This window comes from Sanguibacter inulinus, assembly GCF_013415325.1.
Lineage (GTDB): Bacteria > Actinomycetota > Actinomycetes > Actinomycetales > Cellulomonadaceae > Sanguibacter > Sanguibacter inulinus.
Map to the genome: position 1 here is coordinate 1 of NZ_JACBYE010000008.1, position 24,281 is coordinate 24,281.

Consider the following 24,281-nt stretch of genomic DNA (forward strand, 5'->3'; position numbering starts at 1 on the left):
CGACGGGATGAGCCGGATGCTCTCGACGCGGCTGGCGGTCGACCCGACGGCGGACTGCCCGACGATGGTCGTCAGCTCGCCGTCCCTGACGACGTCGGCCTCGATCGACAGCGGGACCGACGCCATCGGGAGCACCCTTCCGCGGGCACCGAGCAGCCGTCCGACCCAGTCGAGCCCTTCGACGGGGTCGTCGAGGAGCTCCCACAGCGCGACGATGAGCAGGTTGCCCACAGCGTGCTGGTCGAGGTCACCCGTGGAGGTGAACCTGTGCTGGAGCAGGTCGCGCCACGTCCGACCCCACTCGGAGTCGTCGCAGAGCGCGGCCAGCGCCATGCGCAGGTCCCCTGGAGGCAGCACACCGAGCTCTTCACGCAGCCGACCCGACGAACCGCCGTCGTCCGCTACGGTGACGATCGCGGTCAGCCTGTCCGACATCAGACGCAGCGCGGAGAGGCTCGCGGAGAGACCGTGCCCCCCTCCGAGCGCGACGACAGCGGGGGCGTCGCCAGACCCCACGGTCATTCCTTCCCGAGGTCGCGGGCGGTGACGGCGACACGGTGGCCGCGGTCACGCAGCCGCTGCGCGATCTCTTCGCTCACGGCGACCGAGCGGTGCTTGCCGCCCGTGCAGCCGATCGCGATCGTCACGTACCGCTTCTCCTCGTTGAGGTACCCCGACAGCACGGGCTCGAGAGCGTCGACGTAGCGGTCGATGAACTCGACGGCACCGGGGCGTGCGAGCACGAAGTCGCGGACAGGCGCGTCGCGGCCTGTGAGGTGGCGCAGCTCGGTGATCCAGTACGGGTTGGACAGGAAGCGCATGTCGACGACGTGGTCGGCGTCGAGCGGGATGCCGTACTTGAATCCGAAGGACACCACGTTGATGCGCAGAGTCTCGGGGCTCTGGCCGGTCTCGGCGACGCTGCGGCGGACCTCGCGGGCGAGGTCGTGGACATTGAGCTCTGAGGTGTCGATGAGCACGTCGGCGCGGTCACGCATGGCCGAGAGCAGCTGACGCTCGACGGCGATCCCGTCGAGGATGCGACCCTCGCCCTGGAGCGGGTGCGGCCGGCGGACCTGCTCGAAGCGACGGACGAGCACCTCGTCAGAGGAGTCGACGAAGAGGATCCTGTACGGGATGCCACGCTTGCGGAACCGTGCGAGCACCTCGGTCAGGTCGTTGAAGAACTCACGGCCACGGACGTCGACGACAGCACCCACGCGGGTGATCGACGAACCCGCGCGCGTCATCATGTCGACGAGCGGGACGAGCATCCGGGGCGGGAGGTTGTCGACCACGTACCAGTCGAGGTCTTCGAGCACCATGGCAGCCCTCGACCGGCCGGCGCCCGACATGCCCGTGATGATGAGCACCTCGCTCGCCTCTGGCTCAGGAGGGTGCGTGACGGCCTCGACCTGCGGGATCCCTACGGGGACGGTCTTCGGAGCGACGTCGTCAGTCATGCCTCAAGCATGCCAGTGTTCCGTCGCCGACTCACCCGCAGGTCAGGCCCGCGCGTCGGAGGTCTCGACCGGCGCGGGGCTGGGCGCCTCCGGGCTCGGCGCCGGAGAGCTCGCTGCCGCGGACGCTCCACCCTCGGGAGCGTCCGCCGCTGCCGGCCGCCCGAGCTCCGGCTGCTCGGGTGACGGGACCGCCGCCGACTCCACGGTGGTCGTGGCCGAGCCGTCCTCTGCCGGTGACCCCGCAGGGTGCAGTGCCGCGACCACGGCCTCGGCCGTGCGCTGGCCCATGCCCTGGACCGTGGCGATCTCCTCGGCCGACGCCGCGCGCAGGCGCTTGAGCGAGCCGAAGTGCCGGAGCAGCGCGCCCTTGCGGGCCGGGCCCAGGCCGGGCACCGAGTCGAGCTCGGAGACCGTCATGCCCTTCCCGCGCTTCTTGCGGTGCGCGGTGATCGCGAAGCGGTGCGCCTCGTCACGGACACGCTGCAGCAGGTACAGGCCTTCGGAGGACCTCTGGAGGATCACGGGGTACTCCTCCCCCGGCACCCACACCTCTTCGAGACGCTTGGCGAGACCGCACAGGGCGACGTCGTCGATCCCGAGGTCGGCGAGAGCCTTGGCCGCAGCGGCGACCTGGGGCGGACCACCGTCGACGACCACCAGGTTCGGCGGATAGGCGAAGCGCTTGCGGTCGGTCGCGGGGGTCTCGGCGTCGACCTCGCCGCCGAAGGTCTCGATCTCGAGATCGGCCGAGTCCGAGCGCTCCGCGAGGTAGCGGCGGAAGCGGCGGGTGATGACCTCGTACATCGCGGCGGTGTCGTCGCGAGCGCCCTCGCCGTCGGGCCCCTTGACACCGAAGGTCCTGTACTCGCTCTTGCGGGCGAGCCCGTCTTCGAAGACGACCATCGACGCGGCCTGGTGGGTACCCATGGTCGTCGAGATGTCGTAGCACTCGATGCGCAGCGGCGCGCTGTCGAGGTCGAGCGCCTCCTGGATCTCGCGGAGCGCGAGGCTCCGGTTGGTGAGGTCGCCCGCACGACGGGTGCGGTGCAGGGCGAGCGCGTGCTCGGCGTTCTTGAGGACCGTCGCGGCGAGCTCACGCTTGTCACCGCGCTGCGGGACGCGGATGTCTACGCGCGCACCCCGCAGGCCGGAGAGCCAGGTGGTCATCTCGTCGAGGTGCGCCGGGAGGACGGGGACGAGGACCTCGCGCGGGACCAGCCCGCTGTCGCGGGCGGCCTTCACGTCGCCGCCGGCTGCCTCGTCGGCGGTGCCGTAGACCTGCTGGAGCAGGTGCTCGACGAGGTCCGCGTCGGTGAGGTCTTCGACCTTCTCGACGACCCAGCCGCGCTGACCGCGGATGCGGCCACCCCGGACGTGGAACACCTGGACGGCAGCCTCGAGCTCGTCACCGGTGAGCGCGAAGATGTCGGCGTCGGTCCCGTCCTGCAGGACGACGGCGTTCTTCTCCATCGCACGCTCGAGAGCGCCGATGTCGTCGCGCAGCCGGGCAGCACGCTCGTAGTCGAGGTTCTGGGCGGCCATGGCCATCTCGTCGCGCAGGCGACGCATGAACTTCGCGGTGTCGCCGGCCATGAAGGCGCAGAAGTCTTCGGCCAGGGCGCGGTGGGCGTCCTTGGAGATGCGCTCGACGCACGGCGCTGCGCACTTGTCGATGTACCCGAGCAGGCACGGGCGACCCGACTGCTGGGCGCGCTTGTAGACGCCCGCCGAGCAGGTACGGATCGGGAAGACCCGCAGCAGGAGGTCGAGGGTCTCGCGGATCGCCCAGGCATGGGCGAAGGGACCGAAGTACCGGGTGCCGGCACGCTTGGAGCCACGCATCACCTGGGCGCGCGGGACCGACTCCCCCATCGTCACGGCCAGGTACGGGTACGACTTGTCGTCGCGGTACTTGACGTTGAAGCGCGGGTCGAACTCCTTGATCCACGAGTACTCGAGGGCGAGGGCCTCGACCTCGGTCCCGACGACGGTCCACTCGACCGAGCACGCCGTCGTGACCATCGTCTGGGTGCGCGGGTGCAGCGCGGAGAGATCCTGGAAATAGCTGGAGAGCCGCGCGCGGAGGTTCTTGGCCTTGCCGACGTAGATCACGCGTCCGTGCTCGTCGCGGAAGCGGTAGACCCCTGGCGTCGTCGGGATCTCGCCCGGCGCGGGTCGGTATGTTGCTGGATCGGCCATAGGACGAGCCTAGTCGGGGCGGCTGACACGGACCGCGCCGGAGAGGGCGGCGTGGGTCACGCCCTCCTCCGACGTGACCGGTGTCACATCTAGTGAACTCCGGATACGGTGGGCCGATGGGAGCCTTCCACGCGTACACCGCCACGATCACCTGGACCGGAGCCGGCGAGACCGGGACCTCCAGCTACACCGCCTACTCGCGCGACCACGTGGTCGCCGTCGAGGGGAAGCCGGACATCCTGGCGAGCTCTGACCCGGCGTTCCGCGGCGACAGCGCCCGCCACAACCCCGAAGAGCTGTTCGTCGCCTCGCTCTCCGAGTGCCACATGCTGTGGTTCCTGCACGTCGCGGCGCAGTCGGACGTGATCGTCACGGCGTACACCGACTCCCCCGTCGGGACGATGCGCGTCGAGGCTGCTGGTGCCGGGCAGTTCACCGAGATCGAGCTGCGCCCGAAGGTGACCGTGTCCTCCGAGGCGTCCGACGACCTCCTGGCCGAGCTGCACGAGAAGGCTCATGCGCACTGCTTCATCTCCCGCTCGGTCAACTTCCCCGTGCACGTGCGGCCGGTGGTCCACGCGGCCGGCTGAGCAGAGCGCCACAGGCTCAGGCCGAGGCCTCGTCGACCAGGTCTTCCCGCAGGTAGCGCGCGTACCCACCGGGAGTGCGCCCCTGCTGGCGACCGGAGGTCAGCACCCAGGCCTCGTCGCTCGCGACCACCCTGGCTCCCGTGGCCCGCGCCCGGGCGACGAGCGCGACGTCTTCGTGCTCGTCGACAGGCGGATAGCCACCGGCAGCCACGTACACGTCTGCGCGCATCCCGAGGTTCGCGCCATGCACGTGACCGTTCGCCCGGCCCGTCACATGGGTCGCCTGCCACGCCGCACGCTGTCGGTGCGTGAGGTCGGCAGGGTCGGGACGGACCGTGCCGACGACGACGTCAGCCCCGTGGTCCGCCAGACCGGTCTGCGACGACACCCAGTGCGCGGGGACGAGCGAGTCGGCGTCGGTCGACGCGATCCAGATCTCCTGGTCGGGCAGCGGGCCGCAGGTCTCCCGGAGGGCGTCGAGGCCTGCCTCGACGCCTGTGGCCCGGGCCGCGCCGACCCGTCGCTCGGCCACCTCGATCACACGGAACGGCGACAGTCGAGCGATGCTCGCGGAGGCGTCCGTGCAGCCGTCGAGGACGAGCACGACCTCGACCGGCACCCCTCCCACCCGCGCCTGCTCGTGGTGGACGGCGTGGCGGAGCCCGGCGATGCACCTGCCGAGCAGCGCCTCTTCGTCGTGCACGGGGACGACCACGCAGACGGCGCGGATCTGCGTCCCGGGCTCGTGGCCCTCGACGGAGCGTGCGCCGTAGGCCGCGGCGCCCGTCACAGCAGGCCCGTCTCTCGTGCGACGGAACGTGCCGGCGGGCGCACCAGGACGTCCAGCAGGAAGTCATCCTCCTCGTGCCGGAGGAGCCGGGCCAGGTCGGTCCGCTCAGCAGCCGCCGCGTGGACCTCGTCGCCGCTGAGCGGGTACTCCTCGACCTCGTGGCGCCAGTGGCAGAGCACCAGCACACCGTCCGGCGTGAGCGAGGCGACCGCGCGGTCGAGCATCGCCACGAGGTCCTCCGGGCCGTAGTAGTAGCCGACCTCGGAGAGCACGATCAGGTCGAAGTCCCCAGCGGGCCATTCGTGCGGTGTCGTCAGCTGCTCGAAGCGTGCACCGTCCCCCAGGCGTCGACGCGCGACCTCGAGCGGGGCGGCGGCGATGTCGACCCCGAGGATCGTGCCGCACCGGTGGCTGAGCGCCTCGGTCAGCACACCCGTCGAGCAGCCGATCTCCAGCCCGGCGCGGAAGGTCTGGCGCGGGAGGCTCGCGAGAGTGATCGCGCGCTTGCGCTCTTCGTACCAGCGCGACTCGAAACCCCAGGGGTCTGAGCGGCCCTCGTAGAAGCTGTCGAAGAACTCCTCACCGAGGCTGCCGGTCATGGTGAGCCGCTCCGACGCATCGTCGGGCTGGGCGGTGTCCGCCTCCGTCCTCTCCTCGACGACAAAGACCTCGTAGGGCCTGTCGAAGTGACGGAGCATCTCCGGGCCGAGCAGCGCCTCGTCGCCTGGCTGGTCCGACAGCGGGGAGACCTGGCTCCGGTGCTCCGCGAGAGAACGACGCCGACAGTCCAGCTCGTCGACGGTCAGGTCGAGCCGACGCATCGACGACCATGGATGCGCGGGGTCGTCCGGGGAACCCCAGTGCCAGAACCACACGGGGTACTCGACCAGGCGCAGCTCACGCTCATCAGCCGCACCCTGCACGACCTCCCGCGCGACCTCGCCGACGATGCGGTGGTCTCGGTGGCCGTCGCCGGCCCACGGCGCGACGACCAGCGTCGTTCCGTCGCGGCCGTGCGGACCGTCAGCCGTGACCACAGACTCGACCGATGCCCTGAGCTCGGCCCGGTGCTCGCGCAGTCCGCCGTCAGGCAACCCGAGGAGGTGGACCGCCGCCTGAGGGGCGACGTGCTGGACAGCCGAGAGCAGCTCCTGCCGGCGGGCACGGACGAGAGCATCGACGCTCGTCGTCGGGGAGTCGGGGTGGGAGGCCTCGCCGTCCGAGGCGATGACGTAGGAGACGCGCGCGCCCGCCCGGGCGAGACGGGCGACGAGCCCGGCAGCCCCGAGCGTCTCGTCGTCCGGGTGGGCCGCCAGCACGACGACGCGCAGCGCGGACCGGGCGGCGAGGGACTCGAGCCCGGACACGTCGAGAGGCTCGAGCGTGCCGAGCCGTCCTGACCGCTCCCAGTCGGCCTCGAGCGTCCCGACGTCGCGGTGGTCGAAGCTCACCATGGTCGGACCCCGCCCGCGAGCAGGGCCTTGCCGAGGGATGCGTCGTCGCGCTCGGCGTGGTGCTGACGGACGTAGACGGCGAGGTCGGCCACCCTGCGGGCGTGCCGCTCGTCGGCGGTCAGCGGACCTGGGCCTCGGGTGTGCGCGGACCGAGTGAGGACCTCCTCGACGGTGCGGGCGACTGTCCCGCGAGTGCGGCGAGCGAGGACGGAAGGAGTCTGAGCACCAGCCGAGCCTGGCGAGATGCCGAGGAGCGAGTCGCCGTGGCCACCTGCTGCTCTGTCGGACGCTGACAGCGGCGCATCGACGACGGTCGCTGCGTCGAGGAGCGCGGCTCGCGACGCTCGCAGGCTCGTGTCGACAGCCCCGAGCTGTGCGAGCGCGATCTGGTCGGGTTCGCGCTCACCGAGAGCGTCGAAGAGGTCGCGGGCCACACCGACAGCCCCGCCCCACCAGGCTGCCGCGACGCCGATGCCTCCCCAGGCGAAGCCGGGACGCGTGAGGTACCACTCGTCGTCGCCGACCGGGATCGCCCGGACGGAGCGGAAGGTCACCGGGGCAGAGACGACCTGACGCAGGCCGCGGGAGACCCACGGCCCGGTCTCGGGAGTCACGCCGTCGTCTCGCAGGGACACGGCGAAGAGCCGCCTACCGGTGGGGGTCCAGGCGGTCACCAGGGCGTGGCTCAGGTCGGCGGCGAGCGAGCACCACGGCTTCACCCCGTCGAGCTGCCAGCCGCCGCCGACCGGGCGCGCCTCGAGACGCATTCCCGGTCCTTCGGCGGCGAACACGCCCCAGCTGCTCGGGGCGTCTCCCAGCTCGGCGAGGTCCGTGCCCTCGGGTGCCTGGTCGAGGATCGAGAGCGCGTCGAGGTGCGGCTCGAGGACGCGGGCCACACCGACGTCGAGCGCCGCCGTCGAAGCGAGGGTCTCCCAGAGCTCGAGGGTGCGTCCGAGCCCGGGCCCCGGGACGAGGTCACCGATCCGGACAGCCCAGTCGACGGAGGCCGGCACGTCGGTCCCCAGGTCTGGGACCTCGGCGAGCAGGGCGTCGATCGCGGTCGACCGGCGGGTCGGCCGGCCGCTCGTCAGGTCTGCACGGTGCACGCCACCCTCGAGCGTGGTCGTCGATCGCTGCACGCCTACCTCGTCTCTCCTCCGCCAGCCACGCTGGGTCACGCCAGCCCGGTGCCGCGCAGTCAGTGGATGGTAGGCACACGGACGAGAGCACGCACGGCGAACGCTGTGGACCGTACCCGGAACGCCTCGAGATCGTCTCTGGACCATCGACCCTGCAGGACTACCTCTGGTCGTGCTCTGCCGACTGTGCCCGTCGCAGCATGACGACAGGTCCGACGAGCCACAGGGCGAGGACGACGAGCAGCACCACAGCCCCGGTCAGGAGGGCAGCAGGCCGGGTGAAGATCACGTCGACGAGGAAGAACGTCACGCCGGTGAGGACCAGACCGAGGACCACCAGCCCGGTGCGGGCGCACGCGTCCGCCTCTCGGACGAGCAGGAGCCGCAGATGGCGACGGAACAGGACCCTGTGAGCCGCGACAGGCGCCACGAGCAGGACCGTCGCGAGCACGGACAGCAGCAGCAGCGTGACGTAGGTGCCCCGCTGGAGGCTGTCGAGCTCCGCGAAGGCCTGCTGGAACGGCAGCGTGACGAGGAAGCCCGTGAGGATCTGGCTGCCGGTCTGCGTGACCCTGAGCTCTTGCAAGAGCTCCGCCCAGTTGCGGTCGGCCCGCTCGGAGACGCTCTCGTCACGGTCGTCGACGGGGTTGTGGGTGCCGCTCGTCGGGCGGCGGCTCGAAGGCGTGTCGCTCATCTTCCCGAGTGTGGCACCGGGCCTCGGTGGGGACCACCGCACGAGGGGCAGCAGCACGAGAGGCGGCACCCCTGCGGGTACCGCCTCTCGTCACAGCCCTACCGACTGTCGTCGGAGGCGGCACGTGCTCAGACGCGCATGGCGCAGCACGTCACTCCTTGAGCTTGGCCTTCGCCCGGCTCGCGGGCTTCTTGGCTGGCTTCTTCGTGACGGCAGCTGCTGCGGTCTTCTTCGGCAGCGGCGCGACACCCGCGGGCTCGTGGTTCTGGAGCACCTCGGCGAGGAACCTGCCTGTGTGACTGGCCTCGACCGACGCGACCAGCTCGGGTGTTCCCTCGGCGACCACGAGGCCACCACCGGACCCGCCCTCGGGACCCATGTCGATGACCCAGTCGGCATTCTTGATGACGTCCAGGTTGTGCTCGATCACGAGGACCGAGTTCCCCTTGTCCACGAGGGACTGGAGCACCGCGAGCAGCTTGCGGATGTCTTCGAAGTGCAGACCCGTGGTCGGCTCGTCGAGCACGTAGATCGTCCGGCCCGTCGAGCGCTTCTGCAGCTCGCTCGCGAGCTTGACGCGCTGCGCCTCACCACCCGAGAGCGTCGGGGCGGACTGCCCGAGACGCACGTAGCCCAGACCCACGTCGACGAGCGTCTTGAGGTGACGTGAGATCGCCGGCACCGCGGCGAAGAACTCGTTGGCCTCTTCGATCGGCATGTCGAGCACGTCGGCGACGGTCTTGCCCTTGAAGTGCACCTCGAGGGTCTCGCGGTTGTACCGCGCCCCGTGGCACACCTCGCAGGGGACGTAGACGTCCGGGAGGAAGTTCATCTCGATCTTGAGCGTGCCGTCTCCGGAGCACGCCTCGCAGCGGCCGCCCTTGACGTTGAAGGAGAAGCGTCCGGGCGTGTAGCCGCGGACCTTCGCCTCGCTCGTGTCGGCGAAGAGGCGTCGGACGTGGTCCCACACACCCGTGTAGGTGGCGGGGTTCGAGCGCGGTGTGCGACCGATCGGCCCCTGGTCGACGTGGACCACCTTGTCGAGGTGCTCGAGCCCGGTGACCCGCTTGTGGCGGCCGGCGACCTGGCGGGCGCCGTTGAGCTCGTTGGCGAGCACCGTGTAGAGGATCGAGTTGACCAGCGTCGACTTGCCCGAGCCCGACACACCCGTGACGGCCGTGAGCACCCCGAGCGGGAAGCTCACGTCGATCCCGGTGAGGTTGTGCTCGCGCGCACCGACCACGGTCAGCTGGCGCTTGGGGTCGACGGGACGGCGCAGCGTCGGCATCGGGATGGACCGACGGCCGGCGAGGTACGCGCCGGTGACGGACTCGGGAGCCTCGAGCAGACCTGCGTAGTCGCCGGAGTGCACCACACGTCCGCCGTGCTCACCAGCACCCGGGCCGATGTCGACGACCCAGTCCGCGGTGCGGATCGTGTCTTCGTCGTGCTCGACGACGATCAGCGTGTTGCCGAGGTCGCGCAGGCGGGTCAGCGTGTCGATGAGGCGGCGGTTGTCTCGCTGGTGCAGACCGATGCTCGGCTCGTCGAGGACGTAGAGCACGCCGACGAGGCCTGATCCGATCTGGGTCGCGAGGCGGATGCGCTGAGCCTCTCCACCGGACAGGGTGCCAGCGGGACGCATGAGCGAGAGGTAGTCGAGCCCGACGTCGAGCAGGAACCCGAGACGGTCCTGGATCTCCTTGAGCACCTGCGTCGCGATCGCACGCTCGCGCACACCGAGCTGCAGGTTGTCGAGGAAGTCGCGGGCCTCGCGCAGCGGGAGGGCGCAGACCTCGGCGATCGACTTGCCGTCGACGCGCACCGCGAGCACCTCGGGCTTGAGGCGCGTGCCGTCGCAGACTGGGCACGGGACCTCGCGCATGTAGGCCTCGTACTTCTCCTTCGACCACTCGGAGTCGGTCTCGGAGTGACGGCGCTCGAGGAAGGAGATGACCCCCTCGAAGCCCGTCGAGTACTGGCGCTCACGGCCCCAGCGGTTGCGGTACTTGACCTGCACCTCGTGGTTCTGGCCGTGCAGCACAGCGTTGCGGGCGCGCTCGGGCAGCGCTCGCCAGGGGACGTCCATCGAGAAGCCGAGGTCTTTGGCGAGAGCGCCGAGGACCCGCTGGTAGTACTCGGAGGAGGTCTGCGACCACGGGGCGACGGCGCCGTCGGCGAGCGACCTGTCTTCGTCGGGGATGACGAGCTCAGGGTCGATCTCGAGGCGCATGCCGATGCCCGTGCACTCGGGGCACGCACCGTAGGGCGCGTTGAAGGAGAAGGTCCGCGGCTCGATCTCGTCGAGGGTGAGCACGTGGTCGTTCGGGCACGCGCGGTGCTCGGAGAACCGACGCTCCCGGTCCGGGTCGCCCTCCTCCGCGTCGACCATCTCGACGACCAGGAGACCACCCGCGAGGCCGAGGGCGGTCTCGACAGAGTCGGTCAGACGACGCTGGACGCCCTCGCGCGAGACGAGACGGTCGACGACCACCTCGATGGTGTGCTTGAGCTTCTTCTCGAGAGTCGGGGGCTCGGTGAGCTGGACGACCTCGCCGTCGACCCGGGCACGGGCGAAGCCCTTCGACTGCAGCTCCTTGAACAGGTCCGCGTACTCACCCTTGCGCCCGCGGACGACAGGTGCGAGCACCTGGTACCGCGTGCCCTCGGGGAGCTCGAGCAGCCTGTCGACGATCTGCTGCGGGGTCTGGGCGGTGACACGCTCGCCGCACACCGGGCAGTACTGCGTGCCGGCGCGCGCGAAGAGCAGACGGAGGTAGTCGTAGACCTCGGTGATGGTGCCGACGGTCGACCGAGGGTTCCGGTTGGTCGACTTCTGGTCGATCGACACCGCGGGCGAGAGGCCCTCGATGAAGTCGACGTCGGGTTTGTCCATCTGGCCGAGGAACTGGCGCGCGTACGCGGACAGCGACTCGACGTACCGTCTCTGCCCTTCGGCGAAGATGGTGTCGAAGGCCAACGAGGACTTCCCAGAGCCTGACAGACCGGTGAAGACGATCAGGGCGTCACGGGGAAGATCCAGGTCGACGTTGCGGAGGTTGTGCTCACGGGCACCTTGGACGACGAGGCGATCACTCACCCCGACATCGTACGGTCGACCACCGACACGCGCACACCTGTTCGAAGAACTGTGACCGGGTCGCGCGTCTCACGTGCCGTCGCCAAGCCCGGCTGCACCCGCCCTCACGGCTCCGAGCCCCGCCACGTGACGGTAGCCTCCTGAGCCCTCGACGAGGCCCCAGATGCCTCCCGCACCGCTCCGACCTCCCCCGACGTGCTCGACGACCGCCGAGAGACCACAATCGGGAGATGCCTGACAGCCCTGCGCTCGATACCACCCCCTGCTCGACACCGATCGCGGACTACGCGGTCCTGGGCGACGGGCGGTCCTGCGCCCTCGTCAGCCGGACGGGGTCGGTCGACTGGCTGTGCCTGCCCGACTTCGACTCCCCGGCGTGCTTCGCCGCGCTGCTGGGCACCCCCGAGAACGGACGGTGGCTGCTGACGGTCCGCGACCCCGTGTCGGTGACGCGGCGGTACCTGGGCGACTCCTTCGTCCTGGAGACCACCTACACGACAGCGACAGGCACAGCACGCGTCGTCGACGCCATGCCACCCGGCGACGGACGGGCGGACCTGGTCCGCGAGCTCGAGGTGCTCGACGGCCACGTGACGATCGAGCACGAATGGGTGGTGCGTTTCGGCTACGGGGCCTACGAACCCTGGGTGAGCCGGGTCGACGACGACCACCGGACCGGGCGGCACGCGATCCGCGCCGTCGCCGGCCCGGACTCGCTGCTGCTGCGCGGCACCCGGCTCCCGCGGGCCGAAGACCACCGTCACCGAGACGTCTTCGAGGCGAGCGAGGGCGAACGTTTCACCTTCTCCTCGACCTGGACACCGTCCTGGGGTGCGACTCCCCCACCCCTGTCCGTCGCGCACGTGATCGCCACGGCGACCGACAGCTGGCACGACTGGGCCCGCCAGACGCCCTACTCCGGCCCCTACCGCGAACCCCTCGTCAGGTCCTTGCTCGTCCTGCGGCTCCTGACGAGCAGCACGACCGGCGGGATCGTCGCGGCGGCGACCACCTCCCTGCCTGAAGACTTCGGCGGAGAGCGCAACTGGGACTACAGATACTGCTGGTTGCGCGACGCCGCCATGACCCTCGAGGCGCTCGTCGAGTCCGGCTACCACGACGAGATCGTCGGATGGCGCGACTGGTTGCTGCGCGCGGTCGCCGGTGACCCTGAAGACCTGCAGATCATGTACGGCGTCGACGGGCGCCGCGACCTCCCCGAGCGCGAGCTCGACCACCTGCCCGGGTACGCGGGCTCCAGGCCCGTGCGGGTGGGGAACGCGGCCGTGGACCAGGTGCAGAACGACGTGCTCGGCGAGGTCATGTGCGCCCTCGACATGGCGCGGGACGCAGGGCTCACGGAGACGGCTGACAGCTGGTCGCTGCAGAGGCACCTGGTCGACGCGCTCGTCGAGCACTGGGACCGCCCGGACCGCGGGATCTGGGAGGTCCGAGGACCCGAGCGGGACTTCGTGCACTCGCGGGTGATGAGCTGGGCGGCGATCGACCGGGCCGTCAGGGGTGTCGAGGTGCACGGTCTCGACGGTCCCGTCGAGCACTGGAAGGCTGCCCGTGACGAGATCCACGCCCAGGTGATGGAGCACGGCTTCGACTCGGGGCTCGGTGCCTTCGTCCAGTACTACGGAGCCGAGCACACGGACGCGTCTCTGCTGCAGATGGCCCAGGTGGGGTTCATCGAGCCGACCGACGAGAGGTTCGTCGGGACGGTCCGGGAGATCCAGCGGACCCTCGCCACCAAGGACGGCTTCGTCAGGCGCTACGAGACCGAGCAGACAGGTGACGGGCTGGAGGGCGACGAGGCACCGTTCCTCGTGTGCTCCTTCTGGCTCGTCGACGCCCTCGCCCGCACCGGCGAGACCGACGAGGCGCAGCAGCTGCTCGACACCCTCGTGGGCTCGGCCAACGACCTCGGGCTCATGGCTGAGCAGTACGACGACGAACGCGCACGGATGGCCGGGAACTTCCCGCAGGCCTTCTCCCACCTCGGGCTCGTGCGCGCAGTCCACAGCCTCGACCGAGCCACGAGCGACCGTGGCGGTCTGCACTCCGCGGGGCACCACGCCCCCGGCACGACGAGCACCGGGACGACCAGCACAGGCACGACGACCACCGGCAAGGCGGAGGCGCCGAGCGGCGCCCCGAGGACGAGGGAGGACGCACCATGACCGACGACCAGAGCACCGCACCGGCCTCACCGACCCGGCTGACCCGGCTCGACCACGTCGACCTCAGGTCGGTCGCGGTCGGTCCCATGGACAACAACGCGTACCTGCTGACCTGCCGGACCACCGGCGCACAGGTGCTCGTCGACGCCGCTGCCGACTCGGACCGGCTGCTCGCGCTCGTGCGCGAGGGATCGGGGTCTGCGCGCCTCGACCTCATCGTCACCACGCACAGCCACCACGACCACGTCGGGGCGCTCGAAGACATGGTCGGGGTCACCGGTGCGACCACGGCAGCCGGTGCCGAGGACGCCGAGGCCATCAGCGTGCCCACGCGGCAGCGCCTGCACGCGGGCGAGCACCTCGTCGCCGGGACGATCGACCTCGAGGTCGTCCCGCTCCGCGGCCACACCCCCGGCTCGGTCGCCCTCGTGCTCGTCGAGCCGGACGAGGCGTCTGAGCCCGACGCCGTCGCCGGTCGCACCCACATCTTCTCCGGTGACTCTCTGTTCCCCGGCGGGGTCGGCAACACCAACCACGACCCGGAGCGGTTCGCGCAGCTCCTCGGTGACGTCGAGGAGAAGATCTTCGGCCGGTTCCGGGACGACACCGTGGTCCACCCCGGACACGGAGCCCCGACCACCCTCGGCGCTGAGCGTCCGCACCTCGACGAATGGCGGTCTCGCGGCTGGTGAAGGTGCTTGAATGGCGGGCATGACCACCTACGCCGTGACCTACGTCTACACCGACGACTCTGCTGCCCGCGACACGCACCGCCCGGCTCACCGGGCCTTCCTCGGCGGTCTGTACGCCGCGGGGATCTTGCTCGCGTCGGGCCCGGTCTCCGACGACGACATGCAGGGTGCGCTGCTCATCCTCAAGGGCGACTCGGCCGAGGCCGTCAGCTCGATCCTCGATGCTGACCCCTTCCACCAGCAGCAGCTCGTCGCGGCTCGTGCGGTCACCGAGTGGACAGTGGTCTACGGGCCCTGGGCGGACTGACCTTCCCTCGGCCTCTCGGCCCACAAGTCCGACGCAGCGTCGATGGCGCTCGAACGTGGCCTGGCGCTCCTCGGCCCCCGGTTCTCCCGGCGGGCACTCCCCCGCAGACGCACGACGACGCGGCCACCCCGTCGGGGGTGGCCGCGTCGTCGTCTGTCGTGGGCGTGCCCGCCCACCTCTGTCACGCGCCGAGAGGTCAGGCCGTGGCGGCCTGCATCTGCCGGAGCTCCTTCTTCAGGCCCGAGACCTCGTCGCGGAGGCGGGCCGCGAGCTCGAACTGCAGCTCGGCCGCAGCAGCGTGCATCTGCTCGTCGAGCTCCTGGATGAGGCCGACAAGATCACCGGCAGCGGCGACAGCGAGCCTGTTGCCGGACGCGCCCTCCTTCGGACCACCCGGGACAGGCGCCGAACCCTTGGCGGGCTTGCGGTAGCCGCCCTCGAGCAGCTCGCGGGTGTCGATGTCCTCGCGGGCGAGCATGTCCGTGACGTCGCTGATCTTCTTGCGCAGCGGAGTCGGGTCGATCCCGTGCTCCAGGTTGTACGCGACCTGCTTCTCGCGGCGGCGGTCCGTCTCCTCGAGAGCCATGGCCATCGACGGCGTGACGGTGTCCGCGTACATGTGCACCTGGCCCGAGACGTTACGAGCCGCACGACCGATCGTCTGGATGAGCGAGGTCGCGGACCGCAGGAAGCCCTCTTTGTCGGCGTCGAGGATCGCCACGAGCGACACCTCGGGCAGGTCGAGGCCCTCACGGAGCAGGTTGATGCCGACCAGGACGTCGTACTCCCCCATCCGGAGCTCACGCAGCAGCTCGACGCGTCGCAGCGTGTCGACCTCGGAGTGCAGGTACCTGACCCGCACGCCCTTGTCGAGGAAGTAGTCGGTGAGGTCTTCGGCCATCTTCTTCGTCAGCGTGGTGACCAGGACGCGCTCGTCCTTCTCCGCGCGCACGCGGATCTCCTCGAGCAGGTCGTCGATCTGCCCCTTGGTCGGCTTGACGATCACCTGGGGGTCGATGAGTCCCGTCGGACGGATGATCTGCTCGACAAAACCGTCGGCCATCGACAGCTCGTACTTTCCGGGCGTCGCCGAGAGGTAGACGGTCTGCCCGATGCGGTCGACGAACTCTTCCCAGCGCAGCGGGCGGTTGTCCATCGCGCTCGGCAACCGGAAACCGTGGTCGACGAGGTTTCGCTTGCGCGACATGTCACCCTCGTACATCGCACCGATCTGCGGGACCGTCACGTGCGACTCGTCGATGACGAGCAAGAAGTCTTCGGGGAAGTAGTCGAGCAGCGTGTGCGGGGCCGTACCCGGACCACGACCGTCGATGTGCCGCGAGTAGTTCTCGATGCCTGAGCAGCTGCCGATCTCGCGCATCATCTCGATGTCGTAGGTGGTGCGCATCCGCAGGCGCTGCGCCTCGAGGAGCTTGTTCTGGGCCTCCATCGTCGCGAGACGCTCTTCGAGCTCGGTCTCGATCGACGCGATGGCCTTCTCCATGCGCTCCGGACCGGCGACGTAGTGCGTGGCCGGGAAGAGGTGGATGGAGGTCTCGTTGCGCACGACGTCACCCGTCAGCGGGTGCAGCGTCTGGATCGCCTCGATCTCGTCGCCGAAGAACTCGATGCGGATCGCGAGCTCCTCGTACACCGGGATGATCTCGACGGTGTCGCCGCGCACGCGGAAGGTGCCACGGGTGAAGGCCATGTCGTTGCGGGTGTACTGCATGGTGACGAACTTGCGCAGCAGGGTGTCGCGGTCGACCTGGTCGCCGACGTCGAGCCGGACCATGCGGTCCACGTACTCCTGCGGGGTACCCAGACCGTAGATGCACGACACAGACGCGACGACGATGACGTCGCGCCGCGTCAGCAGGTTGCTCGTCGCCGAGTGGCGCAGGCGCTCGACCTCGTCGTTGATCGAGCTGTCCTTCTCGATGAAGGTGTCCGTCTGCGCGATGTACGCCTCGGGCTGGTAGTAGTCGTAGTACGACACGAAGTACTCGACGGCGTTGTTGGGCAAGAGCTCCCGGAACTCTGTCGCGAGCTGCGCGGCGAGTGTCTTGTTCGGCGCCATGACGAGCGTCGGACGCTGCAGCTTCTCGATGAGCCAGGCCGTCGTCGCGGACTTTCCGGTACCCGTGGCACCGAGGAGCACCACGTCCTTCTCGCCGCCCTGGATACGCTCTGCGAGCTCAGCGATCGCCGTCGGCTGGTCCCCCGACGGGGTGTACTCGGAGATCACCTCGAAGGGTGCCACTGTCCGCTGGAGATCTGTCACAGGTCGCATGGAACAACCGTACGACCAGCCACCGACAACGCCCACCGGGATGAGCGTGCCGGTGGCCACAGCGCCCGAGCAGCAGCGTCAGGGGACGGGCACCTCTGCCTCGACCTCGTCCTGCAGCCGTCGCCACAGGGCGTCGACGGCAGCGCGCAGCTGCGACACGTCACCGGCCCCGGGAAGCACCACGTCGGCAGCTGCGAGGCGCGCCTCGTCCGTCGCCTGCGACGCGACCCGGCGACGGGCCTCGGGCAGGTCCAGACCGCGCTTCTCGACGAGCCTGCGGATCCTCAGGTCGGCCGGGGCGTCGACCACGACCACCACGTGGAAGGTCTCCTGCTGCCCTGTCTCGACGAGCAGGGGAATGTCGTGGACCACCACGGCGTTGGCATCTGCGGTGGCCACGGCAGCCTCGCGCTCTGCGGACATCCGCGCCACCTCCGGGTGGATGATCGAGCTCAGCAGGTCCAGCCGCGCACGGTCGCCGAAGACGATGTGACCGAGCGCCGGCCTGTCGAGCGAGCCGTCCTCGATCAGCACCTCCGGACCGAAGGCCTCGACCACCCGGTCGAGCCCGACAGTCCCTGGCTCGACGACCTCGCGGGCGAGCACGTCGTGGTCGATCACGACTGCGCCGAGCTCCGCGAAGCGCGTCGAGGCGACCGACTTGCCGGCGGCGATCCCGCCGGTCAGACCTATCCTGATCATCTCGTCCCTCTCGTCGCACGGCCGGCGAGGACGGCGCCCTGGGCGCCGTACCGTCCGGTGCCCGGTGCACGGGCGTCGGCCCAACGTATCGCGTCCGCCGTGCGCACGGCGCGCCGAGCCGCGACAGGTCGCGGCGAGCAGCACGACCACACAGCACGTCGAAGGGAGCACATCGTGTCGATGCACGCAGGAGGTGGAGGGGGCGGCGGACAGTTCCGCTCGTTCCGCCAGGAACGCGGTATCACCCAGCACCGCCTCGCCGACGGCACGGTCCGACGTGTGCTGGCCTTCGCCCGCCCGTACAAGCGGCAGCTCTCGGTGTTCCTCGTGCTCATCGCGATCGACGCCCTCATAGGTGCTGCCACGCCTCTGGTCTTCAAGGCGATCATCGACGACGGCATCACCCCGGGCCGGCGAGACGTCGTGCTGTGGCTCGCAGGACTCGTCGCCGTTCTGGCTCTCGCCTCGGGTGCGCTGACGATGGCGCAGCGCTGGTTGTCCTCGCGGATCGGCGAAGGACTCATCCTCGACCTGCGGATCGCGGTCTTCGACCACGTCCAGCAGATGCCCCTCGCCTTCTTCTCCCGCACCCGGACCGGTGCCCTCGTCCAGCGCCTCAACGGTGACGTGCTGGGTGCCCAGCAGGCCTTCACCTCGACGCTGTCGAACGTCTTCTCGAACACCCTGACCGTCGTCTTCGTGCTCGCCGCGATGTTCTCGATGTCCTGGCAGCTCACAGCCCTGTCCCTCGTGCTGCTGCCCGCCTTCATCCTGCCGGCACGGTGGATCGGGCCACGCCTCGCTCGTCTGACGCGGGAGTCCTACGAGATCAACGCCGACACGTCGCAGACGATGAACGAACGCTTCAACGTCGCGGGGGCGCACCTCGCCAAGACCTACGGTCGCCCCGCCGACGAGTCGCGCAGGTTCGCCCACGACGCCGGGCGCGCCCGAGACATCGGCGTCAAGCTCGCCATGTACTCGACCTACTTCCGCGTGGGCCTGACGACGGTCGCCGCCCTCGCGGTCGCGGTCGTCTACGGCGTCGGTGGGCTCAGCGCGATCAGCGGCGGGCTGACCGTCGGGGTCGTCGTCGCGCTCACCGCCTACCTCGGCCGGCTCTACGGCCCGCTCACCGCCCTGTCCAACGTCCAGGTCGACGTGATGACAGCGCTCGTCAGCTTCGAGCGCGTGCTCGAGGTCCTCGACCTCCAGCCGAGCGTGACCGACGCGCAGGACGCGACAGACCTGCGTCTCGCGGTCGCCGAGCACGGAGCCAGCATCGAGCTGCGCGACGTGACCTTCCGGTACCCGACGGCCGCCGAGGTGTCGCTCGCGTCGCTCGAGTCCGTCGCGACCCTCGTCAACGACCCGCAGTCCACGACGCTGAGCCACGTGAGCATCCGGGTCGAGCCCGGCGAGATGGTCGCGCTCGTGGGCCCGTCGGGTGCTGGCAAGACCACGTTGTCTCAGCTGGTCACCCGCATGTACGACCCGACCGAGGGCACGATCGAGGTGGCTGGCCAGGACCTGCGCGGCGTGACGCTCGAGTCCTTGCGTGCGACTGTCGGCACGGTCCCCCAGGACTCGCACATGTTCCACGACACGATCGCCGGCAACCTGCGGTACGCCCGGCCGGACGCGAGCGACGAGGAGATCGAGGAGTCGCTGCGGGCCGCGCACATCTGGGACCTCGTGGAGTCCCTGCCCTCGGGTGTCGACACCGTGGTGGGTGACCGCGGGTACAGGCTGTCGGGCGGTGAGCGGCAGCGCCTCGCGATCGCGCGGCTGCTGCTCAAGGCACCGGACGTCGTCGTCCTCGACGAGGCGACAGCCCACCTCGACTCGGAGTCCGAGGCAGCCGTCCAGCGTGCGCTGAGCGCAGCCCTGGTCGGCAGGACCTCGGTGGTCATCGCGCACAGGTTGTCGACCATCCGTGAGGCGGACAGGATCGTCGTCCTCGACGAGGGGCGCGTGGTTGCCCAGGGCACGCACACCGAGCTGCTCGAGGCCGGCGGTCTCTACGCCGACCTGTACCACACCCAGTTCGCGGAGGCCGTGAGCGGTCTGACGGACCCAGCCTGACAGAGGCCCCGGCTCGAGCCGGGCGGGGTCCCTGTCTCTCCGGACCGGGGCCCGACCCGGGTCTCCGTTCTCACGTCCCCGGCCCCGAACCCAGGTCGCTCGCCCTCCGACGAGGTCGTGCGCTGTGCCCAAGTCGTCCGCCCCACGACGAGGTCGTGCGCTGTGCCCAAGTCGTCCGCCCCACGACGAGGTCGTGCGCTGTGCCCAAGTCGTCCGCCCCACGACGAGGTCGTAGGCTCCGCGCCGAGGTCGTAGGCCCTGCACCCAGATCGTGCGCACCCAGGTCGTCCGGACGATGACGAAGTCGTTCCCCAACGACGAGGTCGCACGGACACGCCAGAATCACGGCTCGATGCCGGTATTTCGGCGCGTCCGTGCGACCTCGTCGACACGGGTACGACCTCGCGGACCCAGGTACGACCTCGTCGGCACGGGGGGACGACGACGACGAGGACCGCGAGCGGACGAGCAGGCAGCATCGGAGATCAGGAGTGGCTCCGGGTACAGCGAAGGCCGGCCACCCGAAGGTGACCGGCCTCTGCTGTCAGTGCTGAGCCGTCTCAGGGCCGAGGCCCCGGGTCAGTTCAGTTACCGGTGAGCTTCTCGCGGAGTGCGGCGAGAGCCTCGTCCGAGGCGAGCGTGCCGCCACCGGAGGTGGGCTCGGCAGCCGGAGCCGACGAGTACGTGCTGGCCGAGGAAGAGCTCGAGCCAGAGTCGGTGTCGCCCGACTCAGCGGCCTCGAGGTCAGCCTTGACGGCCTCGGCGACCTGCTTGCGGTGCGACTCCCAGCGCTCGTGCGCCTTGGCGTACTGGCCTTCCCAGACCTCGCGCTGCGCCTCGAAGCCCTCGAGCCACTCGTTCGTCTCGGGGTCGAAGCCCTCCGGGTACTTGTAGTTCCCGGCCTCGTCGTACTCGGCAGCCATGCCGTACAGAGCGGGGTCGAAGTCGTCCGACTCCGGGTCCACGCCCTCGTTGGCCTGCTTCAGCGACAGCGAGATGCGGCGACGCTCGAGATCGATGTCGATGACCTTGACGAAGACGTCGTCGCCGACGTTGACGACCTGCTCGGGCAGCTCGACGTGGCGGACAGCCAGCTCCGAGATGTGCACGAGGCCCTCGATGCCGTCCTCGACGCGCACGAACGCGCCGAAGGGGACGAGCTTGGTGACCTTACCCGGCACGACCTGACCGATGGCGTGCGTACGGGCGAAGGTCTGCCACGGGTCTTCCTGCGTCGCCTTGAGCGACAGGGAGACACGCTCGCGGTCGAAGTCGACGTCGAGGACCTCGACGGTGACTTCCTGACCGACCTCGACGACCTCGCCCGGGTGGTCGATGTGCTTCCAGGACAGCTCGGAGACGTGGACGAGACCGTCGACCCCGCCGAGGTCCACGAAGGCACCGAAGTTGACGATCGAGGAGACGACACCGGGGCGGACCTGGCCCTTCTGCAGCGTCTGCAGGAAGGTGGAACGAACCTCGGACTGCGTCTGCTCGAGCCAGGCACGGCGCGACAGGACCACGTTGTTGCGGTTCTTGTCGAGCTCGATGATCTTGGCCTCGATCTCCTTGCCGACGTACGGCTGGAGGTCGCGGACGCGACGCATCTCGACGAGCGAGGCGGGGAGGAAGCCACGAAGACCGATGTCGAGGATGAGGCCACCCTTGACGACCTCGATGACGGTGCCGGTGACGACGCCGTCCTCTTCCTTGATCTTCTCGATCGTGCCCCAGGCGCGCTCGTACTGTGCGCGCTTCTTGGACAGGATCAGACGGCCTTCCTTGTCCTCCTTCTGGAGGACGAGCGCCTCGACGACGTCGCCCACCTGGACGACCTCTCCGGGGTCCACGTCGTGCTTGATGGACAGCTCGCGGGAGGGGATGACGCCTTCGGTCTTGTAACCGATGTCGAGGAGGACCTCGTCACGGTCGACCTTGACGATGGTGCCTTCGACAATGTCACCGTCGTTGAAGTACTTGATGGTGGCGTCGATGGCTGCAAGGAAGTCTTCTGCAGTGCCGATGTCGTTGATGGCGACCTGCGGGGCGGACTTCGCGGGGGTAGAGATGGTCATTGAGTCAGGTGCTCCGATGCGGACAGGAAGTAGTTCGGATAGGGATGCTGCTTGTTCGTGCGCGAGGGCACGGGACATGGTGCTCAGTACTACGTGATGGTGCTGAGTGGTGCTGGTGCCACAGGCTGGTGGTGCGTGTCGTGCGCAGCGCCTGCGTGCCGACCCCTTCGCCACGGGGACGGACGAGAGCCTCTGAGAGCTTCTTGACCGTTCCGGGACGAGCGGGCGCGACCGTACTGCACCGCCATATACCTTACCGGCGCGGCGGTGGGTGGGTCAACGTGGGCGCGCGGGCGACGACGGGCCCCTGATCAGGGCAGACCCGTCGTCGCCCGCGCGGGCGTGCTGGTCTCTCAGGCGAGGACCCGGGCGACCCGCAGCAGGTCTTCGGGGACGTGCTTGACCTTGCCGGCGATCTCCTCGAGCGGCACGAGGACGACCTCTTCGTTGCGCAGCGCCGTCATGACGTTCGTCTCGCCGCGGCTCACGGCGTCGACTGCCGCGACGCCGAAACGGCTGCCGAGGATCCGGTCGGTCGGTGTCGGGGTGCCACCACGCTGCACGTGACCGAGGATCGTCAGTCGTGTGTCGAAGCCTGTCCGGGTCGCGATCTCGTTCGCGACGCGCTCACCGATGGCGCCGGCGACGATCTCGCCGAACTTGCCCAGCTGTGCCTCGTACTGCATCGAGCTACCCTCCTTGGGCAGCGCACCCTCGGCGACCACGACGATCGAGAAGTTCGCGTGGGAGCGGTGACGGTGCTTGAGGAACTTGACGATGCGGTCCATGTCGAAGGGCTCTTCGGGGGCGAGCACGAGCTCGGCGCCTCCGGCGATCCCGGCGTTCACGGCGATCCAGCCGGCGTGGCGTCCCATGACCTCGACCACCATGACGCGGTTGTGGCTCTCCGCGGTCGTGTGGATGCGGTCGATCGCCTCGGTCGCGATGTTGACGGCGGTGTGGAAGCCGATCGACAGGTCGGTCCCGGCGACGTCGTTGTCGATCGTCTTCGGGATGGCGACGATCTTGATGCCCTGCTCGGCGACCTTGTTGGCCGCGTGGAGCGTCCCGTCCCCGCCGATGCAGATGAGCGCCTCGATGCGCTCGGCCTCGAGCGTCGCCATCACGCCGTCGAGACCGCCGTCTGCCGAGTGCGGGTGGTACCGCGCGGTGCCCAGCAGCGTCCCGCCCTGGGGAAGGACGTTGCGGATGTCCTCACGGGACATGGTCCGGACGTCGCCGTCGACGACACCCTTCCACCCGTTGCGGAAGCCGATGATGGTGTGCCCGTACTCCCCCAGCCCCTGCTTGACGACCGCACGGATCGCAGCGTTGAGCCCTGGGCAGTCGCCACCGCCGGTGAGCAGACCGATTCTCATTCAAACTCCCTCAAGAAGTGTCAGGTGAGCAGCGTCGTCGCGTGGTCCAGAACTGGACCCTCGACCTCAACCCTACAGAGCCGCTCCGCTGGTCCGAGCCGCCATTGGTCCCATCCGGAGGGACGGGTGTCGCTCCGCCGACCACACCCCCGCAGCGGACAGGCCGCGCGCGAGGAGCGCACCGCCCGGCAGGCCGGCCGCGGGCCCAGCAGCGTGTCGCGTGGCGGGTTGACCAGCATCTTCGTCGGCAGACCGGCGCGCTCGCCCACCGAGAGGTCGGCCAGCCGAGCGACCCGATGCCTCAGACTGGTCCCGTGACGAACGACAGAGCGCTGCGCGCCGGCTACCAGGACGTGCCCGACGAGTCGGCCGGGCCTGCGAGCCGCGGCTGGTGGGACGAGAACGCGACGGAGTACCTCGACGAGCACGGTGCCTTCCTCGGCGCCGACGACTTCTGCTGGTGCCCGGAAGGACTCCGAGAGAAAGACGCGCACCTGCTCGGGCCTCTCGAGTCGCTGCGCGGTGCCCAGGTGCTCGAGATCGGCTCTGGTGCGGCACAGTGCGGCAGGTGGCTCACCCGCCAGGGAGCGCTGGTCGTCTCGACCGACGTCTCGCACGGGATGCTGCGTGAGAGCCTGCGGATCGACGCCGCGCAGGGGACGCACGTCCCCGCGCTCCAGGTCGACGCCCGGGTCCTGCCCTTCGCCGACGCGAGCTTCGACGTGGTCTTCAGCGCCTACGGTGCGATCCCCTTCGTCCCCGACGCCCAGGCTGTGCACGCCGAGGTCGCGCGCGTGCTGCGGCCCGGCGGACGGTGGGTCTTCTCCGTGACGCACCCTGTCCGCTGGGCCTTCCCCGACGACCCGACCGAGCGCGGGCTCACGGCCCAGCGGTCCTACTTCGACCGCAGGCCGTACGCCGAGCGGGACGAGAGCGGGACCGTCACCTACGCCGAGTACCACCGGACGCTCGGTGACCACGTCCGTGAGATCACGGCCGCGGGGCTCCAGCTCGTCGACGTGGTCGAGCCGGAGTGGCCCGAGGGGCACGACCAGACCTGGGGAGGATGGAGCCCGACCCGCGGACGCCTCCTCCCCGGGACGGCGATCTTCAGCGCACGCACGCCAGGCTGA

The 24,281-nt window shown here is 69.8% G+C and carries 18 protein-coding genes; 6 read left to right on the forward strand and 12 right to left on the reverse strand.

From position 1 onward, the window contains the following. The 3 genes from HZZ10_RS04975 to uvrC all read right to left on the reverse strand — a co-directional run. Positions 1-522: gluconeogenesis factor YvcK family protein (locus HZZ10_RS04975; protein ID WP_179912667.1), on the reverse strand; the 522-nt coding region annotated here is incomplete at its 3' end. Next, positions 519-1,463, reverse strand: a complete 945-nt coding sequence (gene rapZ, locus HZZ10_RS04980) for an RNase adapter RapZ (RefSeq protein WP_056133306.1) — start codon at positions 1,461-1,463, stop codon at positions 519-521. The genes HZZ10_RS04975 and rapZ, both read right to left, overlap by 4 nt. Positions 1,464-1,505: 42 nt before the next feature. After that, a complete protein-coding gene (gene uvrC, locus HZZ10_RS04985; protein ID WP_179912668.1) occupies positions 1,506-3,662 on the reverse strand; it encodes an excinuclease ABC subunit UvrC in 2,157 nt (718 codons plus the stop codon). Between the two features lie 116 nt (positions 3,663-3,778). Between uvrC and HZZ10_RS04990 the strand changes: the two genes are divergently transcribed. After that, entirely contained in the window at positions 3,779-4,252 is a 474-nt protein-coding gene (locus HZZ10_RS04990) for an OsmC family protein (RefSeq protein ID WP_179912669.1), read from the forward strand. A 16-nt stretch (positions 4,253-4,268) separates the two neighbouring features. On the opposite strand, the gene HZZ10_RS04995 is transcribed toward HZZ10_RS04990, so the two are convergent. From HZZ10_RS04995 to uvrA, 5 genes are all read right to left on the reverse strand, one after another. Continuing rightward, a complete protein-coding gene (locus HZZ10_RS04995; protein ID WP_308507494.1) occupies positions 4,269-5,042 on the reverse strand; it encodes a glycosyltransferase family 2 protein in 774 nt (257 codons plus the stop codon). Continuing rightward, entirely contained in the window at positions 5,039-6,496 is a 1,458-nt protein-coding gene (locus tag HZZ10_RS05000; protein WP_179912670.1) for a PIG-L family deacetylase, read from the reverse strand. The genes HZZ10_RS04995 and HZZ10_RS05000 overlap by 4 nt, the downstream gene beginning before the upstream one ends. Further along, positions 6,490-7,635, reverse strand: coding sequence for an acyl-CoA dehydrogenase family protein (locus tag HZZ10_RS05005; protein ID WP_179912671.1), 1,146 nt, complete (start codon positions 7,633-7,635; stop codon positions 6,490-6,492). The genes HZZ10_RS05000 and HZZ10_RS05005 overlap by 7 nt, the downstream gene beginning before the upstream one ends. Positions 7,636-7,795: 160 nt before the next feature. Further along, positions 7,796-8,329, reverse strand: a complete 534-nt coding sequence (locus HZZ10_RS05010; protein ID WP_179912672.1) for a DUF6328 family protein — start codon at positions 8,327-8,329, stop codon at positions 7,796-7,798. 151 nt (positions 8,330-8,480) lie between these two features. Beyond that, positions 8,481-11,429: an excinuclease ABC subunit UvrA gene (gene uvrA, locus HZZ10_RS05015; RefSeq protein WP_056133318.1), complete on the reverse strand. Its 2,949-nt coding sequence runs from the start codon at positions 11,427-11,429 to the stop codon at positions 8,481-8,483. Positions 11,430-11,659: 230 nt separating this feature from the next. Between uvrA and HZZ10_RS05020 the strand changes: the two genes are divergently transcribed. The 3 genes from HZZ10_RS05020 to HZZ10_RS05030 are packed head-to-tail and all read left to right on the forward strand — an operon-like array spanning position 11,660 to position 14,614. Continuing rightward, positions 11,660-13,615, forward strand: a complete 1,956-nt coding sequence (locus HZZ10_RS05020; protein ID WP_179912673.1) for a glycoside hydrolase family 15 protein — start codon at positions 11,660-11,662, stop codon at positions 13,613-13,615. Beyond that, on the forward strand, positions 13,612-14,307 hold the full coding sequence (locus tag HZZ10_RS05025; RefSeq protein WP_179912674.1) for an MBL fold metallo-hydrolase: 696 nt from the start codon (positions 13,612-13,614) through the stop codon (positions 14,305-14,307). Before HZZ10_RS05020 ends, HZZ10_RS05025 begins: the two co-directional genes overlap by 4 nt. A 10-nt stretch (positions 14,308-14,317) precedes the next feature. Continuing rightward, positions 14,318-14,614, forward strand: coding sequence for a YciI family protein (locus tag HZZ10_RS05030; RefSeq protein WP_228087096.1), 297 nt, complete (start codon positions 14,318-14,320; stop codon positions 14,612-14,614). Between the two features lie 196 nt (positions 14,615-14,810). On the opposite strand, the gene uvrB is transcribed toward HZZ10_RS05030, so the two are convergent. After that, complete coding sequence (gene uvrB, locus HZZ10_RS05035; protein WP_056133326.1) at positions 14,811-16,907, reverse strand: excinuclease ABC subunit UvrB; 2,097 nt, start codon at positions 16,905-16,907, stop codon at positions 14,811-14,813. A gap of 78 nt (positions 16,908-16,985) precedes the next feature. Beyond that, positions 16,986-17,609 carry a dephospho-CoA kinase gene (coaE, locus tag HZZ10_RS05040; protein ID WP_179912675.1) on the reverse strand — a complete coding sequence of 208 codons (624 nt, stop codon included), beginning with the start codon at positions 17,607-17,609 and terminating at the stop codon, positions 16,986-16,988. A gap of 180 nt (positions 17,610-17,789) precedes the next feature. On the opposite strand from coaE, the gene HZZ10_RS05045 reads away from it, so the two are divergent. After that, positions 17,790-19,694, forward strand: coding sequence for an ABC transporter ATP-binding protein (locus tag HZZ10_RS05045; RefSeq protein ID WP_056134259.1), 1,905 nt, complete (start codon positions 17,790-17,792; stop codon positions 19,692-19,694). 584 nt (positions 19,695-20,278) lie between these two features. Here HZZ10_RS05045 and rpsA read toward each other — a convergent pair. Together rpsA and HZZ10_RS05055 are read right to left on the reverse strand one after the other, a co-directional pair. Then, a complete protein-coding gene (gene rpsA, locus HZZ10_RS05050) occupies positions 20,279-21,769 on the reverse strand; it encodes a 30S ribosomal protein S1 (RefSeq protein WP_179912676.1) in 1,491 nt (496 codons plus the stop codon). A gap of 353 nt (positions 21,770-22,122) precedes the next feature. Continuing rightward, positions 22,123-23,148, reverse strand: a complete 1,026-nt coding sequence (locus HZZ10_RS05055; RefSeq protein WP_056133335.1) for a 6-phosphofructokinase — start codon at positions 23,146-23,148, stop codon at positions 22,123-22,125. A 296-nt stretch (positions 23,149-23,444) separates the two neighbouring features. Here HZZ10_RS05055 and HZZ10_RS05060 point away from each other — a divergent pair, with 296 nt between their 5' ends. Further along, positions 23,445-24,281, forward strand: coding sequence for a class I SAM-dependent methyltransferase (locus HZZ10_RS05060; RefSeq protein ID WP_179912677.1), 837 nt, complete (start codon positions 23,445-23,447; stop codon positions 24,279-24,281).